The following is a 17,305-nucleotide window of genomic DNA, read 5'->3' on the forward strand; positions in this document are numbered from 1 at the left end:
TAAACCCACCACGCAAAAAAAAAGCGGCCCATGTAGGGCCGCGCTGGAGTTTGCATCGATCAGAGCTTGAAGCGCCCCACCATGGCGCCGAACGATATGGCCAGCCGTGACAACTCCTGGCTCGATGCGTTGGTCTGGTTGGCGCCAGCAGCGGTCTGGGTCGAGAGGTCCTGGATATTGACCAGGTTCTGATCCACCTCGCGGGCCACCTGGGCCTGTTCCTCGGCCGCCGTGGCGATGACCAGGTTGCGCTCGTTGATCTGCCCGACACCTTCGCTGATACGCTCCAGCGCCCTGCCCGCCTCTGCTGCCAAGGCCTGGGTCGACTGCGCCGTACTGCGGCTGCTGGCCATGGCCTGCACCACGCCATCGGCGCTGCTCTGCACCGAGTTGATCATGCTTTCGATCTCGCCGGTCGAAGACTGGGTGCGGTGCGCCAGCGCCCGGACCTCATCGGCCACCACCGCAAAGCCACGGCCCTGCTCCCCCGCACGGGCAGCTTCGATGGCGGCATTGAGCGCCAGCAGGTTGGTCTGCTCGGCAATGCCGCGGATCACATCCAGGACCTTGCTGATACCGCGGATCTGCCCGGCCAGCGACTCGATCTGCTGGGTCGAGTCGTTGATGCCCTGGGTCATGCCATCGATGGCGCTGACGGCCTCACGCACCTGCCGTTGGCCCTGCACCGCATCCTCGGCGGTCTGGGTCGACACCTGCGAGGCGCTCGCGGCATTGCGTGCGACTTCCTCGACGGCGGCGGTCATTTCATTGACGGCCGTGGCGGCCTGCTGAATCTCGTCGTTCTGGCGTACCAGGCCGCGGCTGCTGTCGTCGGTGACTACGGTGAGCTCTTCGGCGGCCGAAGCCAGCTGGTCGGACGCATCGGCTATCTGCCGTACCGTGCTCTTGAGATTGCCCTGCATGTCCGTGAGGGCGCGCAGCAGCATGCCAATCTCATCTTGCCCACCTGCCGGGATCGCCTGGGTGAGGTCACCCTTGGCTACATGGCTAGCGCTTTCGACGGATTGATACAGCGGGCGGGTGATCGCGCGGGTGATCAGCAACCCCAGCGCCATGCCCAGCAGCACCGCCAGGGCACTGCCGATCACCAGCGAACGGGTCACGCTTTCGCTGGTCTGGTCGGCGGTGGTCGCGACCTCCCCGGCCTGCCGCGCGTTGGATTCGGTCATCACCTTCACTTCGGCGATGACGGTCTTGTACGCAGGCGTCACGGCGGTCATCAACAGGTCGGTGGCGCGTGGCATGTCGCCCGCTTGCAAAGCCTGGAACACCTTCTCGGTCTGGGCCACGTAGGTGGGCCAGTCGTTTTCGAACGCATCGCCAGCCGCGCGCTCGTCCGGTGCCAGTGGCGTAGCGCGATAGACCTTGAAGTTGCTCAGCGCTTCGGCCTGGTTGTCCTTGAACGAAGCAATGGCCGCGTCGATGTCTTTGGGGTCGGCCTTGACGGCAGCCAGCGCAACGGCCTTGAACATGTCGCGGTTAGTGGCGATGACATTGGCCTTGACCAGGTCGGTTTTCTGGATCGAAAACAGGTTATTGCTGACGATGTCCTGCAACTGGCTGTAAAGGGTGGAGATGCCCGAGCCACCCAGGCTGGCAACACCCAGGGTAATCAAGGCGCAGAGCCCGAAGGCAGACAGCAGTTTGGGTTTTAGCTTGAGGTTCTGGAACCAGCTCATGATGGGCGACCCGGCAAGTGATAGGCCACGCTGATTCGTGGCCCTGCAGAAGCGATATCGGCAGAGGCCCTAGGAGCTTTATACCCCGGGCGCCGACAGAGCTGCTTAACTGGGCAGGGCACTCCTGCAAAACGATAAGGACGTTCCAATGCCCCGTACGCTGCTCGCTACCCTCATTGGCTGCTGCATCGCCTTGCCTTCCTACGCCGCGCTCGACGAGCGCATCAAGGCTGCCGCCGACCAGGCACAGGCCCCCTCGATGGCCCTGCTGGAGCAATTGGTGAACATTGATTCGGGCTCCGGTTATGCCCCAGGCATCGGCCAGGTCAGCGCACTGGTAAAAGCAGAGCTGGAAAAGCTCGGCGCCACGGTACAAGAGGTGCCCAACAGTGCACCCGACCAGAGCAAGCACTTGGTGGCCACCCTCAAGGGCACCGGCAAAGCGCGCATCCTGTTGCTGGCGCACATGGATACAGTGTTCAAGGAGGGCACGGTGAAGCAGCGGCCGTTTCGAGTCGACGGCAACCGCGCCTATGGGCCGGGCGTTGCAGACGACAAAGGCGGCATCGTGGTTGCCCTGGCTGCGCTGAACATCATGAAAACCCTGGACCTCAAGGGCTACGGGCAGATCACCCTGCTGCTCGACGCCAGCGAAGAAACCGGCTCCCAAGCGGCCACCGAGCTGATCGCCAGCACCGCCAGGCAGCATGACGTGGCGCTGAACCTGGAGCCAGGGCGGCCTGGCGATGGACTGGTGATCTGGCGCAAGGGCAGCGCCGACGCCGTGGTGGAAGTCAAAGGCAAGGCTTCGCACGCAGGTGTTGCACCGGAGCTTGGGCGCAACGCGGCCACCGAAATCGCGCACCAGGTGTTGCAACTGGGCAAGCTGGGCGACGAGCAGAAGAAAACCACCGTCAACTTCACCCGCATCGAGGCCGGTGACCGCATCAACGTGATCCCCGACCACGCCGTGGCCAAAGCGGACGTACGGGCGGCGACCCCGGAAGAGTTCGACCGCGTCGAGGCCGATCTGAAGCGAATATCAGCCAACACCCTGGTACCTGGCATCGAGGTCAGCACCCGGCTGGAACGGGGCCTGCCACCCATGCCCCAGACCGCCGCCACCGACAAACTGGTGGCGCAAGCCCAGGGTATCTATGGCGAGCTGGGGCGCAAGCTGGAGCTGATCGGGACAGGCGGTGCGGCAGACATCAGCATCGCGGCGGGCGAAGGTGTGCCCGCGCTGGATGGCTTCGGCCTGGTCGGTGGCAATACGCACACGCCGGAAGAGTATGCCGAGGTCGACAGCCTTTCGCCCAGGGCTTACCTGCTGACCCGCATGCTCGTGGAGCTGGGCAAATCGCAGTAGCTGGCCCCGCGGCGCGCTAGGGGAACAACACCCTGCCCGCGTCGCGCATGAAGATCTCGACCGTCTTGGGCCCTACCCCTTCGAAAGCCAGCAGGCGCTTCTCGAAAGCGTTGCGGCCCTCGCCGCCATCAACCATGGCACTGACCTTGCCTTGATACTGCTCATCGAGGGCCCGTGCCAGCGAGCGCAGGCGATCGGCACTGGATTCGTCATAGCGGGTGTAATGGCCCTCTCCCAGCATCCTTACCAACGCGCGATGGCTTTGCGCAGCCAGCTTGGCGGGTGTATCAAGGCCATGTTTCTCCACCAGCACCCGATAGGTGTTGGCGGCGATATCGCCCTGAATGCGCTTGCCCATCAGCCAACTGGCCAGCAGCCATTTGAACAAGGCACGTTCTGTATCGTGGGCCAGGTCGATGCCCAGCTCAGCAGCGCCGATAGTCGTGGTCATGAGCCATCCGAAATCAGAGGGGTGCGGTCGGTAGATAGCGAATCGGCCATGGGAATTCCCGCTAACCGATAAGGCGCATGCCTCAGAACAAATGCAGTGGGGCGGTGCTAGCTGTCGCATCAGAGAAAGATTATCATCCGCCACAGTTTCCCATTCACACCAAGGCTCTCCATGAATCCTTACGCCACCCGCGCAGCGACGCTCTGTGCGGTTCTGCTCACCCCTGCCCTTGCACTGGCCGACGACGCGCTCACCTTGCCCACTACTCAGGTCGATGGCCAGGGCGAAACCAGTGCACAGGAAAGCTTCGCCCCCACCCACGCCCAGGTCGGCAAAAGCGACTTGCCGTTGGCCGAAACACCGCGCAGCGTGCAGGTGGTGTCGCGAGCGGTGCTCGACAGCACCCAGGCCCAGAGCCTGACCGACGCGCTGAACAACGTGCCAGGGGTGACTGCCGGGCAATACGGCCGGCGCGGGTGGGACGACCTGATCATCCGCGGGCAGGTGGCGTCCGACTCGCTGTTTCTCGATGGCCTGCGCACGGCGAGCTCCAACCGCGTGGCCGAGCAGGTGTTCGGCTTGGAACAAGTGGAAGTGCTCAAGGGCCCGGCATCGATGGAATATGGCCTGGTGCTGCCGGGCGGTGTGGTGAACATGGTCAGCAAGCGCCCGCAGGCTGAGGCCTTCGCTCGCCTGGGCGTGACCTACGGTAGCCACGACCTGCGCCAGAGCACCTTCGACGTGGGCACGCCGCTGTCGGCCAACGGCAAAGCCGCACTACGGGTCAACGGGTTGCTGTCCGACTCCAATGACGCCACCGACCACGTGTGGTTCAAGAACAATTACATCGCCCCGTCGCTGTCGCTGGACCTGGGCGAGGATACCGACTTCACCCTCCTGACCAGCCACCAGGACCGCTCCTACATCCGCCAGCAAGGCCTGCCGCTGTCTGGCTCGATCAACCCGAACCCCAACGGCAGCCTGCCGCGCTCGCGCTTTACCGGCGAGCCTGGCCAAAGCCCCTACCATGGCGTGGAAAACCGCGTCGGCTACAGCCTGGCGCATCGCTTCGGTGAAGGCTGGACCTTCACTCAGAACCTGCGCTGGCAGGATTTCCGGCTGGATGGGCAGTTGGTGAGCAACAGCACCTTTGCAGCAAACAACACCTTGAGGCGTAGCGCCCAGACCCAACATTGGGATGGCGATACCCTTAGCCTGGACAACAACCTTCAAAAGCTTTTCGACACCGCCCTCGGCACCCACGATATAACCGCAGGCGTGGATTACCTGCGCCTGCGCGAAAGCACCGTCAGCTACACCTGCACCGTTGGCAACCTCAATGCCTATAACCCCGTCTACGGCCAGCAGATCGACTGCCCTAGTACACCTCGCACCTGGACTGACATCACCACCCGCATGACCGGCGCCTACGTGCGCGACAACTGGAAAATCAACGATCGCTGGCTGGTGACCGCAGGCCTGCGCCGCGACATGACCGATACCTACGGCGTGAACCATTTGTCGCAGCCCCGCCGCATCGCCACCGAAGCCAACGCCACCACCGGCGCCGTGGCCGTGATGTACGAAGTGGTGCCGAACGTGCGCCCTTATCTGAGCTACGCCACCTCGTTCTTCCCCAACACAGGCACCGACGTCAACGGCAATACGTTCAAACCCGAGGAAGGCGAGCAGTGGGAAGCCGGTATCAAGTTCGACCTGGTACCGGGCCGCACCCTGCTGACCGTGGCCACTTACGACCTGCGGCGCAAGAATGTACTACAGGCCGACCCGGTCCATACCGGCTCCAGCATCGCCGTGGGCGAGCAACGCAGCCAGGGCCTGGAGGTCGAGCTCAACAGCGACGTCACCGACAAGCTGAGCCTGATCGCCGGCTACGCCTACACCTGGGCAACCGTCACCGACGATGGCGGCCAGACCCAGGCCAAGGCCATCACCGAAGGTGATCGCCTCAACAACGTGCCCCGCCACACCGCCAACCTGTTCGCCCGCTACCGCTTCAACGGCACCCCGCTGGGCTGGGAAGTCAACGGCGGCTTCAACGCCGCCAGCGAGCGCTACACCAACGGCTACTACCTGCCCGGTTATGCCGTGGCCAACGTCGGCGTAGCCTACGCCACCCCGCACTGGCGCACGGCGCTGAACGTGCGCAACCTGTTCGACCAGCACTACTACGCCGGCGGCCTGGCCAGCGCAGTCGCGCTGGGCGACGACCGCACGGCGCTGATGTCCGTCACCTACAGCTACTGAGCACTGCAAGGCAACCGAGCGCGCATGGCCTCAAAAGAGGAACGTCTGCCCAAGTGAGGTTTCTCACTTGGGTACGTTTCACATTTTCCTGCCACTGCCCAACGGAGATCGGCTTCGATGAATGTTCTGATGATCCTCACCTCGCACGACCAACTCGGCAACACCGGCAAGAAAACCGGCTTCTGGCTGGAAGAGTTCGCAGCACCCTATTACGTGTTCGTCGACGCAGGCGCCAAGGTGACCCTGGCCTCGCCCAAAGGTGGCCAACCACCGCTGGACCCTAAAAGCGATGAGCCCGACGCTCAAACCGACGCCACCCGCCGTTTCGCCCAGGACACTCAGGCCAAGACCGCACTGGCCTCAACCCTGCCGCTGGGCGAGATCGACCCTTACGATTTCGACGCGGTGTTCTACCCCGGCGGCCACGGCCCGCTGTGGGACCTGGCCGAGAGCACCGATAGCAAAACCGTGATCGAAGCCTTCTACGCCGCCAACAAACCCCTGGCCGCGGTGTGCCATGCGCCCGGGGTGTTCAAGCACGCCAAGGCGCCAGATGGCCATGCCATCGTCAAAGGCAAGAAGGTCACCGGTTTCAGTAACACCGAGGAAGAGGCCGTGGGCCTGACCGAGGTGGTGCCGTTTCTGGTTGAAGACGCCCTCAAGGCGCAGGGCGGCCTCTACAGCAAGGGCGATGACTGGGCCAGTTACGTGCTGGAAGACGGGCATCTGATCACCGGCCAGAACCCAGCCTCCTCCGAAGCGGCCGCCAAGGCGGTGGTGGCCCGCCTGAAGCGCGAGACCGCCAGCTGAACCCGGCAACCGGCCAGGCGCTCGCCAAGGGCGCCAGGCCGGCCACCTTCAAGTGCGGCTCAATATGCCCGCCTCTTTCAATCGATCGATCTGCTGCTCGCCGTAACCCAACTCGGCAAGCACAGCCTCGTTGTGCTCGCCCAATGCCGGTGCCAATGGCGGCGTGGCCATGGCATGGCCTGAAAACCTGAACGGCAGGTTGGGCAGGCGCACGATGCCCAAGGTCGGGTGCTGCTGTTCGAGCATCATGTCGCGCGCCAGCACTTGAGGGTCGTTGATCACTTCGTCGATACGCTGTACCGGCGCACAAGGCACGCCGGCCGCTTCCAGTTGTTCGATGCACGCCGCTACCGAGGCCTGGCTCTGGGTCCAGGCCGTCACGTATTCCAGCGCAGCGGGGCGGTTGGCATTGCGCGCAGCGGCGCCATGGAAACGAGTGTCACCGGCCAGGGCCTCGCCGCCCACCAGGCGCGCCAGCTTCAGCCAGATAGCATCGACCTGTGCGGCCAGCACCAGGTAGCCATCGCGGGCGGGAAATACCCCATAGAGGGTTGCGTCAGGCAGGTCGTGGCCTACCTGCTGGGGTATGACTTGCCCGCCGCTGAAGGTGTAGGCCTGGATCGCGAAGTCGTGCATCGACACCATGCAGTCATACAACGCCAGGTCGATATGCTGCCCGGCACCATCACGTTCACGGCCCACGATAGCCGCACAGATCGCCGCCACGCCGTGGATACCGGTGTACATGTCGGCGATCGGCATGCGCAGCAGCGGCGGCGCCTCGCCCGGGTTGCCCATCTGCGCCATCGCCCCGCTACGGGCTTCGGCGATCAGGCCGAAGCCCGGTTGGCTGGCCATCGGGCCGGTGTGCCCATAGGCCGAGACCGAGCAGTAGATCAACCTGGGGTTGATCGCCGCCAGGGCATCGAAGCCCAGGCCCAGTTTGGCCAAGGCCCCAGGGCGGTAGTTCTCGACGAACACATCGGCACTGCGCACCAGCGCCTGCACGACCTCCAGCCCCTCGGGCTGGCGCGCGTCCACGCAAATGCCGCGTTTGCCCATGTTCTGTTGCAGGAAGTAGCCGCTGACATCGCCCAGTTGGTACGCATGCACCCGGCCCGGGTCGCCGCCCCCCGGGCGCTCGACCTTGATCACATCGGCGCCCAATGCCGCGAGACAGCGAGACATGTAGGGCCCGGCGAGAAAATGGCTGTAGTCGACGACACGGATTCCAGACAGCGGTAGGCTCATGGGGGCGGCGCTCTTATCGTTATGAAGTGCCTACCACCCTAGCCAGTGTGCGGCGCAGCTGGCTATGCGCCCCGTTCAATGGCCGTATTGCCCGAGACAATAACAACATGAAGCAACCGGACGCCTCGCTGATCGACCTCAAGCTGCTGCGCCTGTTCGACACCCTCTACGAATGCCGCAGTGTCAGCCGCTGCGCCCAGCAACTCGAGCAAAGCCAGCCCACCATCAGCATCTGGTTGGCGCGGCTGCGCGAACAACTGGGCGATGCCTTGTTCGTGCGCACCCACACCGGCATGCAACCCACGCCTCGCGCCGATGAATTGATCGGCACCTGCCGGGATGCGCTGGCCCTGATTCGCCAGATGGCGACCACCGAAGCCGCCTTCGACCCGTCACGTGCGGTGCGCACCTTCCGCATCTGCATGACCGACGCCAGCCATGCCACCCTGCTGCCCGCGCTGTTCGCCCAGGTCAGCGCAGCCGCGCCCCACGTTAACCTCGAAGCGATCCGCATCGATCACTTGACCTTCGATAAGCTGCAGTCGGGCGAGGCCGACCTGGCCCTGGGCTACCTGCCGGAGCTGGAAAGCGGCTTCTACCAGCAAACCCTCTACCAGCAGAACTGGCTGTGCCTGGTGCGGCAGGGCCACCCCCAGTGGCAGGGCGCCCTGAGCGCCGAGCAATACGCTCAGGCCCAGCATGTGGTCACCGCCCCGGGCCAAGGCCACCAGCGCCTGGAGCATGCCCTGCGCGAGCAGGGTATCGAGCGTACGGTGCGGGTACGCCTGCCGGGGTTTCTGGGCTTGCCTGCGCTGCTACTGGCCAGCGACCTGATCGCCACGGTGCCCGAACTGATCGGCCGTACCCTGGCGCGCTCGGTCGGCCTCCAGGCCTTGCCCTGCCCTATCGACCTGCCACGCTTTCCGGTCAAGCAGCACTGGCATACCCGCTACCACCAGGATGCCGGCAACCGCTGGCTGCGCAACCTCTGTGCCCAGTTGTTCCAGCACCAGGGCGGCATTATTGAATAGGCCAATAGCGCTATAACGCGAGCTGCATGGACGGTGCTCTGCCGGCACTTCTAAGGTGGCGCCAGGCACAACAACAAGAGCCCTGCGCCATGCCACCCCGCTATCGCTATTGCCGTTACGAAACCCACGGCCCGCTGCTGCTGCTCACCCTCGACCGGCCTAAAGTCCTCAATGCCCTGCACCCGGCTGCCCACCAAGAGCTGGCCGATGCCCTGGACCGCTACGCCAGTGACGAGCACCTGCGCGTCGCCATCATCACCGGTAGCGGCGAGCGGGCCTTTTGCGTGGGCACCGACCTCAAGGCGTTGGCCAGCAGTGGTGACCACACCAAGCCGGCCACCGGCTTTGCCGGCATCACGCACCGCTTCGACCTGTGGAAGCCGGTGATCGCTGCCGTGAACGGGGCATGCCTGGGCGGCGGCATGGAGATCCTGGCCGCCTGCGACATGGCTGTGGCCAGCCACCACGCCCGCTTCGGCCTCCCCGAGCCAAGAGTAGGCCTGGCCGCGCTGGGCGGCGGCCTGTTACAGCGCCTGCCCCGGCAGATCGGCATGAAGCACGCCATGGAGTTGATTCTCACCGGGCGCACCATCGACGCTCAGCGAGCCCTGAGCATGGGCCTGATCAACCAGATAGTCGCCCCTGAACAGCTGCTGGAAGCCGCGCACGCACTGGCCGCCGACATCCTCCAGTGCGCCCCGCTGGCGGTGCAAGCGTCCAAGCAGGTGGTGCTGCAAAGCCTGCGCCAGGCCGACCTCAACAGCACGATGCATCAGGACTACCCCATGGCGGCGCGCATGCTGGCCAGCCAGGACGCCGTGGAGGGCCCTGCGGCGTTCGCGGAAAAACGCCAGGCGCAGTGGCAGGGCCGTTAAATCCCCTTCTCACAATTACAACAGGGATTCGCCGATGACCGTCTCATCCCCTACTGGCTCGCCCATGGCCACCCGTGCCGCGCTGAGCAGCGTTGCAGGTTCGGCCCTGGAATGGCTCGACTTTGCGGCGTACGGCGCCATTGCAGCCACCGTACTGCCACGTCTGTTCTTTCCTGCTGCCGACCCGACCTCGGCGACGCTGGCAGCCTTTGCGACCTTTTCCGTGGGCTTCATCGCCCGCCCGCTGGGCGGGCTGGTGTGCGGCTATCTGGGCGACCGCCTCGGCCGGCGTCGCATGCTGGTCTTCACGTTCATCCTGATGGGTGTGTGCTCTTTTCTGATCGGCGTACTGCCAACCTACGCCAGCGTCGGCGCCTGGGCGCCTCTTGCACTGGTGAGCTTGCGCTTCGCTCAGGGCTTCGCGCTCGGGGGTGAGGTGACCGGCAGCCAATTGCTGACCATGGAACACGCCCCACCCGAACGCCGCGGTTTCTACAGTTCGTTCATCGCCATGGGCTCGCCCCTGGCCCAGGTGCTGGCCAATGCCCTGCTGTTCGGTGTCGCCGCGCTGATGAGCAGCGAGCAATTCGACGCCATCGGCTGGCGCGTGCCGTTTCTGTTCAGTTTCGTGCTGGTCGCGCTGGGGCTCTACATTCGGATGAAGGTCAGTGAAACACCTGCGTTCGAACAGCGCCAGCAGGCACCGGCACAGGTCGCGGCCCATATTCCGACCATGCTACGCCTGGCGCTGGTATGGGTGGCGCCTTCGGTGGGCTACTTCATCGCCGCGGTCTATAGCCTCAACTACGCCGTGACCCAATTGGGTCTGAACAAGCAAACGGCATTCGGCATTCTCATCGTCGCGCACCTGTGCTCGATGCTGGCCATGGCCGCTGGCGGCCTGCTGGCCGATCGCCGAGGGCGGCGGCGCAGCCTGTTGCTCGCCTCTTCGCTGATGCTAGTGGCGATGGCATCGTTCTTTCCGCTGGTCGCCACCGGCCATCCGTTGCCGGTGGCCTTGGGCACGGTCGCGCTGTTGTGCGCGGTGCAGCTGCATGCCGGTATCCAGCCGGCCTATTTTGCCGAAGCCTTCCCGGCCGCCGTGCGCTATCGCGGCTCGGCAGTGGGCTACAACCTGGCCAACCTGCTCGGCAGTTGTGCACCGCTGCTTGCCACCTGGCTGAACGCTGAGTTCGCCGGTGCCTGGTGGCCGATGCTTGCAGTGGGCATCGCCCTGAATCTGCTCTCGCTGGCGGCCATCTATCGCGGCCCCGAAGCCTGGCAGCCGCCCCTCGGCACGCCAGCGGCTGAACCTGCATTGGCCTGCGGCCGCTGACTTATACCCACAACAAGAGTCGACATCATGACCGAACGCTCCTTCCCCTCCAGCCCAGCGCTGGCAGCGGCCGCCCAGGCGCAGGCACGCCCGACCCGTGTGCGCCAGTTCATTCTGCTGTTGTTGTTCATCGGCGTTTCAATCAACTACCTCGACCGCACCATCGTGTCGGTCGCTGCGCCACTGATCCAGCAAGAGCTCAATATCGACCCGGCCTGGATGGGGGTGATCTTCTCCGCCTTTGGCTGGAGCTACATGGCGATGCAGTTGCCGTCGGGCATCTTGATCGACCGCTACGGTGCCAAGCGCACCTTCACCTGGTCGCTGACGCTGTGGTCGCTGTGCACGATGCTGTTCGGGGCCGCGGGCAACGCCCTGCAGCTGATGCTGCTGCGGGTGGGCCTTGGCGCTACCGAGGCGCCCTGCTTCCCCTCGGCGCAGCGAGTGGTTGCTTCATGGTTTCCGAAAAAGGAGCGCGGCCGCGCGGTGAGTCGATACGTCAGCGGCCAGTTCATTGGCCTGGCCTTCTTCGCACCCCTGCTGGCCTGGGCAGTGACCACCGTGGGCTGGAAGCTGGTATTCGTTGCCTGTGGTGCCCTGGGCCTGCTGTTCGCACTGGTGTGGCGCAGGCATTACCGCGAGCCGGACCAATGCACCCGGGCCAACGACGCCGAGCGGGCGCTGATCCTGGACACCGATGCGCTGCCTGGCAGCCAGCAACCACCGTTTCGCTGGGCCACGGTGGGGGCCTTGGTGGCCAAGCGTGAGCTGTGGGGGGTGTATATCGCCAAGTTTTCGCTGACCTCGACGCTGTTTTTCTTCTTCACCTGGTTTCCCAATTACCTGGTGCACGAAAAAGGCATGGACCTGATCAAGGCAGGCCTCTGGGCCAGCGTGCCGTTCATTGCCGCCATGGCCGGCATGCTGGTGGGCGGCCACTGGTCCGACGCCATGTCACGCCGGGGCATCAGCCATACCTGGGCGCGCAAGCTGCCAGTGATGCTGGGCATGCTGCTGTGTTCCTCGCTGTTCATCGCCAACTACCTGGCGATGCCGCTGGCGGTGATCGCGGTGTTGAGCGTGGCGTTCTTTGGCCAAGGGATGGCCGGCGGCCTGGATGCAATCGTGGTGGACATGGTCCCCAGCCAAGGCACTGCCACTGCCGTGGGCTTGTGCCAGTTGTGTGCCAACGTCGGGGGTGCGGTCACGCCACTGGTGATTGGGCTGATCATCCAGGCCACCGGTTCCTACATCGGTGGCCTGGTGTATGTGTCGATCATGGCCTTGCTGGGAGTGTTCGCGGTAGCGGTGATGATCCGCCGTGTCGACCGCGTGCAGGTCTAGCGCCTTGACGCTTGGGAATGGGCGCGGCTGAACAACTGGTGCATCACCCCGCGCAACCAGCGGTTGCCGCTGTCCTGGTGGTGCCGGGCGTGCCAGTGCTGCTTGACCTCGAACCCCTCCACCGGCACGGGGCACTCCAGCGGGCGCAGCCCGTAGGTGCCGGCCAGGGTTTCACCGATGTGCCGCGGCAGCGTCACAATCAAGTCGGTCTGCTGGATAACGGCCCCCAAGCCAAGGAAGCCGGGTAGTTCCAGCACGACCCGGCGGCTGATGCCGGCGCTGGCCAACCCATACTCCAGCAGCTTCTGGCCGGTGCCGGCGGCCACCTGCACGTGGCCCTCGCTGCAGTACGCCTCAAGGCTCAGCCCATCGCCGGTTCGGGGGTGGGTGGCGCTGCTCAGGCATACCCAATCCTGCGAAAACAACGCCTGCTGATAGATGCCGCCCTGAAGCCAGGGAATCAGGCCGATGGCCAAGTCCACCTCGCCGCTTTCCAGCGAACGTTCGGTATTGCCGTCGATGCGCGCCACCTCCAGCCGCACCGCCGGTGCGTGGCTACGCACGTATTCGAGAATGCGAGGCAGCAGGGTGATGTGGCTGGCGTCGCTCATACACAGGCGAAAACGCCGCCCGCTGGTGGACGGCTCGAACTGGCATTCCCAGGCCACCAGCCGCCGCAGGTCTTCGAGCAACTGGCGGCAGGGCTGGATCAACGCCTCGGCCTGGGCGGTCGGCGCCATGCCGGTGGGGGTGCGAACGAACAGAGGGTCACGCAATTGCTCGCGCAGCTTGCCCAGCCACAGGCTGATGGTCGGCTGGCTCTGGCCCAATTGCTCGGCTGCACGGGTCACGCTGCCGGTGGTGTAGAGCACATCGAACAGCATCAACAGCTTGGGTTCGGGCAAGGTTTCAGGCACAGCCATTATCAGAAATCCCAATAGGCGTATTGGGGCCATTGTATGGCCTGAATCAGGTGGCGTCGCTAAGGTGAGCCAAAAAAGGAGCGGCCTGGATCGTGAACATCTGCATACTTGGCGCCGGCGCACTGGGCAGCACCTTCGCTGCCTGGCTGAGCGAAGCGGGCCACACCACCTGGTTGCTCAACCGCCCCAACGCGCACATCGAGGCGGTGGGCCGGCAAGGCCTGCACGTAGAGGATGGCAACGGCAGCCGCGTCGTTCAGGTGCTGGCTGCGACCGACGCGCAGGCGATCGGTGAGGTAGACCTGGTCATCGTGCTGGTCAAATCCTTCGCCACCCTTGAAGCCATCGAAAGTGCGCTGGCGCTCATCGGCCCGCAGACCGTGGTGATGTCGTTGCAGAACGGCCTGGGGCACGAAGACCTGCTCGCCGACGTGGTGGGCCGCGATAAAGTGCTGGCCGGCAAAACCTACGTGGGCGGTGTGCTGTTGGCACCCGGTTCGATACGCAGTGGCGTGCCCGGCAAACAAACCCTGATCGGCGAGCTGGACGGCCGCATCACCCCGCGGGCGCAGGCGATCGCCGAGGCCTTCAATGCTGCGGGCCTGGCCACGACGGTCAGCGACAACATTCTGGGCGTGATGTGGGACAAGCTGCTGGTGAACGTTGCCACCGGTGCACTCACCGGGATCACCATGCTCACCTACGGCCAGCTCTACGACGAACCGGTGCTGCGCGACACTGCCCTGCAGGCGGTGGGTGAAGCCATCGGCGTTGCCCGCGCGGCCGGGGTGCGCCTGAGCCTGAAGCACCCGGAGTCGGCCTGGAACCTGGCCGGCGAGGGGCTGCCACCCTCCTTCAAGACATCCATGCTCCAGAGCCTGCAAAAAGGCTCGATCACCGAAATCGACTTCATCAACGGCGCCGTGGTGCGCCTGGGCCAGCGCCACGGCATCCCGACCCCTGTCAATGCCACCCTGGTGGCGTGCATCAAGGGCATCGAGCGCGCCATGGGCGACCAACAACAAGAGGAAGCCAAGCTGTGAGCATCCCCAAAGCGTATCTGGAACACGTGGCTATCTGGGTCAAGGACATCCACTGGCACATCCGCTTCTTTCGCGAAGTGTTCGGCATGGAAATGCGCGAAGTACAGGGCACGGCCGAGGAGCCTCTCCAGTACTGGACGCTGGGCGGCATGCAGTTCATGAGCAAACCGGATTTCGAAGGCCCTGAAGGCCGCCTGGGCCATCTGGGCGTGATGTGCGAAGACCTCGACGCCGCACTGGCTGCCGCCCGCCGTTTCGAGGTGGAGCAAATGCCTCAGGGGTTCAACTGGCTGAGCCTGCCTGACGGGCTGGCAGTGGAATTCATCCAGGCCTGCCCTGCCTCGGCCGTGCGCGAGCTGCTGGCCGTCAATGCCCGCGCCCCTGAATAAGAGAGCTGCCATGACCGTACAAGAAAAATATTTCGAAGACGCCCGCGAAGGCGACGAAGCGCTGACCCCTACCTACACCGTGACCAAAGAGCGCATCCTGGCCTACGCCGACCTCACCGGCGACCACACCCCGGTGCATGTGGACGAAGCCTACGCCAACGCCAGCCACTTCGGCGGCCTGGTCGCCCATGGGCTGATGGGGTTGTCGATCGCCGATGGTTTGAAAACCCAGTGCGATTACCGCTTCTTGCCAGGTATGTCATTGGGCTGGACCTGGGATTTCCTGCTGCCGATCCGTGTGGGCGATGTGCTGCAGGTGAAGATGCGCGTTGGGGCCATGCGCCCGAGCAAAAGCAAGCCGGGCTGGGGCATCGTGGTGCTGCCCTCGGAGTTGATCAACCAGAAAGGCGAAGTGGTGCAGCGCGGTGAACATCGCTTGATGGTGCCTCGCCGGGAGGGTGCGGTATGAGCCAGCCACTGCCGCTCAAAGGCATTCGTGTCATCGACTACAGCCATTTTCTTGCCGGGCCGTATGTGGGCCGCTGCCTGGCTGCGCTGGGCGCCGAGGTCATCAAGGTCGAGCGCCCCGGCAGCGGTGACGCTGGCCGCCAGCACGCCCATGTGCTCGACGATGCGCAGAGTGGTTACTTCCTGCAATTGAACATGGGCAAGCAGGGCGTGAGCGTGAACATGAAGGACCCGCGTGGCAAAGCCTTCATGCAGCAACTGTGCGACAGCGCCGACGTGTTCATCGAAAACTACCGCCCCGGCGCCCTGGACAAACTCGGCCTGGGCTACGCAGAGCTTCAGGCGCGCAACCCGCGGCTGGTCTACTGCTCGATTTCCGCTTACGGCCACACCGGCCCCGACGCCCATCGCGCCGGCTTCGGGCTGATTGCCGAGGCCAAGAGCGGCATCATGCAGATGGTCGGCAACCCCGGCGAGGCACCCCCATTGCTGCGCATCTCACTGGGTGACATGTACACCGGCATTCACGCCGTGGCCGCGATCAACGCCGCCTTGCTGGGCCGCGTGACCAGCGGCCAGGGCCAGCACATCGACATGGCGCTGTACGACACGCTGGTCTCGATGCACGAGTACGCGGTGCAGTGCTACACCCTGTCGGGCGGCGAAATTCTGCCCCAACAGACGGGCCACGACATGCCCACGTCCACGCTGTACGGGGTATTTCGTGCCGCCGATGGCGACCTGGTGATCGCCGCCCAGGTGGATGAATCCTGGAAGCGCTTCGCGGCACTGGTGGAGAAGGACGCCAGCCTGCCGGGTTTTGGCAGCGACAGCCGCTTTCACAGCCTCACTGGCCGTAATGCACACCGGGAAGAGATCCTCGCCAAGGTCAAGGCCTGGGTGTCGGCCAACCCGGTGGCGCGCCTGCTCAGCCTGCTCGATGAGGTGGACGTGCCCTGCGCCAAGGTGCAGCGCATCGACGAGGTGATCGCCGACCCGCAGATCCAGGCGCGCGGCATGATTCTGGAGCAGGAGCATCCGCGCTACGGCACGCTGCGCCTGCCGAACCTGCCGTTTCGGTTCTCGGGCTGCGACACCACCGAGCACCGGCCGGCGCCCGACCTGGGCCAGCACAATGCCGAAGTGGCCGCCAGCCTGGGCTTTTCGGCTGACGAGATTGCGCGCCTGGAAGCAGACGGCGTGCTATACACACAAAAGGTGACCGCATGACTGACCAATACGCTGTCATCGGCCGCCCGATCAACCACACCAAAAGCCCGCTGATCCATGGCCTGTTCGCCGATGCAACAGGCCAGGCGCTGAGCTACGGTGCGATCGAAGGCTCGCTGGACGATTTCGCCGGGGACGTGGCCCGCTTTCGCGACGGGGGCGGCCGGGGCATGAACGTGACCGCCCCGTTCAAGCTGCAAGCCTACAAACTGGCGACCCAGCCCAGCAAGCGGGCCCGGCTGGCCAAGGCTGCCAACGCGCTGAAGTTCGAAGGTGAACAGGTACTGGCGGAAAACTTCGACGGCATCGGCCTGCTGCGCGACCTGCAGCACAACCTCGGCCACCCGTTCAAAGGCAAGCGGGTGCTGTTGCTCGGTGCCGGCGGTGCCGTGCGCGGCGCGCTGTTGCCCTTCCTGGAGGCCGAGCCCGAGCAACTGGTGATCGCCAACCGCGACGTGCGCAAGGCTCAGGTATTGGCCTGGGAGCTGCACCACCGGCGGCTGTCGGCGGTGAGCTACGAAAGCCTGGCCGGTGAAACCTTCGACTTGGTGATCAACGCCACCTCCGCCAGCCTCAGCAATGAGCTGCCGCCGGTGCCTGAAGGGGTGTTCGAGCACGCTGCACTGGCCTACGAGCTTGCCTACGGCAAGGGCCTGACGCCCTTCCTGCGCCTGGCCCAAAGCCAGGGTGTGAAGCAGCTGGCCGACGGCGTCGGCATGCTCGTTGAGCAGGCTGCCGAAGCCTTCCAATGGTGGCGCGGCGTTCGCCCCGAGACGCGCCCGGTCATCGACCGCCTGACCATTGCCTTGGTGTGAGC

Annotated in this window: 16 protein-coding genes and 1 pseudogene; 12 read left to right on the forward strand and 5 right to left on the reverse strand. The window is 64.7% G+C overall.

The genetic code is table 11. The features are described 5' to 3' along the window. Window positions 1-59: 59 nt before the first annotated feature. Together F474_RS23180 and F474_RS23185 are read right to left on the reverse strand one after the other, a co-directional pair. Window positions 60-923: a methyl-accepting chemotaxis protein gene (locus F474_RS23180; protein ID WP_371916120.1), complete on the reverse strand. Its 864-nt coding sequence runs from the start codon at window positions 921-923 to the stop codon at window positions 60-62. Further along, window positions 918-1,700, reverse strand: a pseudogene (locus F474_RS23185) (MCP four helix bundle domain-containing protein); the annotation flags it as partial. The pseudogene F474_RS23185 and the gene F474_RS23180, both read right to left, overlap by 6 nt. A 148-nt stretch (window positions 1,701-1,848) precedes the next feature. On the opposite strand from F474_RS23185, the gene F474_RS05120 reads away from it, so the two are divergent. After that, entirely contained in the window at window positions 1,849-3,069 is a 1,221-nt protein-coding gene (locus tag F474_RS05120) for a glutamate carboxypeptidase (protein WP_097083622.1), read from the forward strand. A 16-nt stretch (window positions 3,070-3,085) separates the two neighbouring features. Here F474_RS05120 and F474_RS05125 read toward each other — a convergent pair whose 3' ends face one another. Then, window positions 3,086-3,520: a DNA methylase gene (locus F474_RS05125; protein WP_097083621.1), complete on the reverse strand. Its 435-nt coding sequence runs from the start codon at window positions 3,518-3,520 to the stop codon at window positions 3,086-3,088. A 171-nt stretch (window positions 3,521-3,691) separates the two neighbouring features. On the opposite strand from F474_RS05125, the gene F474_RS05130 reads away from it, so the two are divergent. Continuing rightward, entirely contained in the window at window positions 3,692-5,788 is a 2,097-nt protein-coding gene (locus tag F474_RS05130; protein ID WP_097083620.1) for a TonB-dependent siderophore receptor, read from the forward strand. Between the two features lie 117 nt (window positions 5,789-5,905). Beyond that, window positions 5,906-6,598 (forward strand): type 1 glutamine amidotransferase domain-containing protein, encoded by a 693-nt coding sequence (locus F474_RS05135; protein ID WP_097083619.1) that lies wholly within the window; start codon window positions 5,906-5,908, stop codon window positions 6,596-6,598. A gap of 48 nt (window positions 6,599-6,646) precedes the next feature. Here the strand turns inward: F474_RS05135 and F474_RS05140 are convergent, their stop codons facing one another. Continuing rightward, window positions 6,647-7,849 (reverse strand): CaiB/BaiF CoA-transferase family protein, encoded by a 1,203-nt coding sequence (locus F474_RS05140; protein WP_097083618.1) that lies wholly within the window; start codon window positions 7,847-7,849, stop codon window positions 6,647-6,649. 107 nt (window positions 7,850-7,956) lie between these two features. Between F474_RS05140 and F474_RS05145 the strand changes: the two genes are divergently transcribed. From F474_RS05145 to F474_RS05160, 4 genes are all read left to right on the forward strand, one after another. Further along, window positions 7,957-8,880, forward strand: a complete 924-nt coding sequence (locus F474_RS05145; protein WP_097083617.1) for a LysR family transcriptional regulator — start codon at window positions 7,957-7,959, stop codon at window positions 8,878-8,880. Between the two features lie 89 nt (window positions 8,881-8,969). Next, window positions 8,970-9,755, forward strand: coding sequence for an enoyl-CoA hydratase-related protein (locus F474_RS05150; protein ID WP_097083616.1), 786 nt, complete (start codon window positions 8,970-8,972; stop codon window positions 9,753-9,755). A gap of 34 nt (window positions 9,756-9,789) precedes the next feature. Continuing rightward, window positions 9,790-11,091, forward strand: a complete 1,302-nt coding sequence (locus tag F474_RS05155) for an MFS transporter (protein WP_097083615.1) — start codon at window positions 9,790-9,792, stop codon at window positions 11,089-11,091. Between the two features lie 27 nt (window positions 11,092-11,118). Beyond that, a complete protein-coding gene (locus tag F474_RS05160) occupies window positions 11,119-12,435 on the forward strand; it encodes an MFS transporter (RefSeq protein WP_097083614.1) in 1,317 nt (438 codons plus the stop codon). Here F474_RS05160 and F474_RS05165 read toward each other — a convergent pair. Next, window positions 12,432-13,358 carry a LysR family transcriptional regulator gene (locus tag F474_RS05165; RefSeq protein WP_097083613.1) on the reverse strand — a complete coding sequence of 309 codons (927 nt, stop codon included), beginning with the start codon at window positions 13,356-13,358 and terminating at the stop codon, window positions 12,432-12,434. The genes F474_RS05160 and F474_RS05165 overlap by 4 nt on opposite strands. A 92-nt stretch (window positions 13,359-13,450) precedes the next feature. On the opposite strand from F474_RS05165, the gene F474_RS05170 reads away from it, so the two are divergent. The 5 genes from F474_RS05170 to aroE are packed head-to-tail and all read left to right on the forward strand — an operon-like array spanning window position 13,451 to window position 17,303. Beyond that, entirely contained in the window at window positions 13,451-14,401 is a 951-nt protein-coding gene (locus F474_RS05170) for a ketopantoate reductase family protein (protein ID WP_097083612.1), read from the forward strand. After that, on the forward strand, window positions 14,398-14,790 hold the full coding sequence (locus tag F474_RS05175) for a VOC family protein (protein WP_097083611.1): 393 nt from the start codon (window positions 14,398-14,400) through the stop codon (window positions 14,788-14,790). Before F474_RS05170 ends, F474_RS05175 begins: the two co-directional genes overlap by 4 nt. A gap of 10 nt (window positions 14,791-14,800) precedes the next feature. Further along, on the forward strand, window positions 14,801-15,259 hold the full coding sequence (locus tag F474_RS05180) for a MaoC family dehydratase (RefSeq protein WP_097083610.1): 459 nt from the start codon (window positions 14,801-14,803) through the stop codon (window positions 15,257-15,259). Then, entirely contained in the window at window positions 15,256-16,488 is a 1,233-nt protein-coding gene (locus F474_RS05185; protein ID WP_097083609.1) for a CaiB/BaiF CoA-transferase family protein, read from the forward strand. Before F474_RS05180 ends, F474_RS05185 begins: the two co-directional genes overlap by 4 nt. After that, window positions 16,485-17,303: a shikimate dehydrogenase gene (gene aroE, locus F474_RS05190; protein WP_097083608.1), complete on the forward strand. Its 819-nt coding sequence runs from the start codon at window positions 16,485-16,487 to the stop codon at window positions 17,301-17,303. The genes F474_RS05185 and aroE overlap by 4 nt, the downstream gene beginning before the upstream one ends. Window positions 17,304-17,305 lie beyond the last annotated feature (2 nt).

Source organism: Pseudomonas sp. URIL14HWK12:I12 (assembly GCF_003097135.1).
GTDB lineage: Bacteria > Pseudomonadota > Gammaproteobacteria > Pseudomonadales > Pseudomonadaceae > Aquipseudomonas.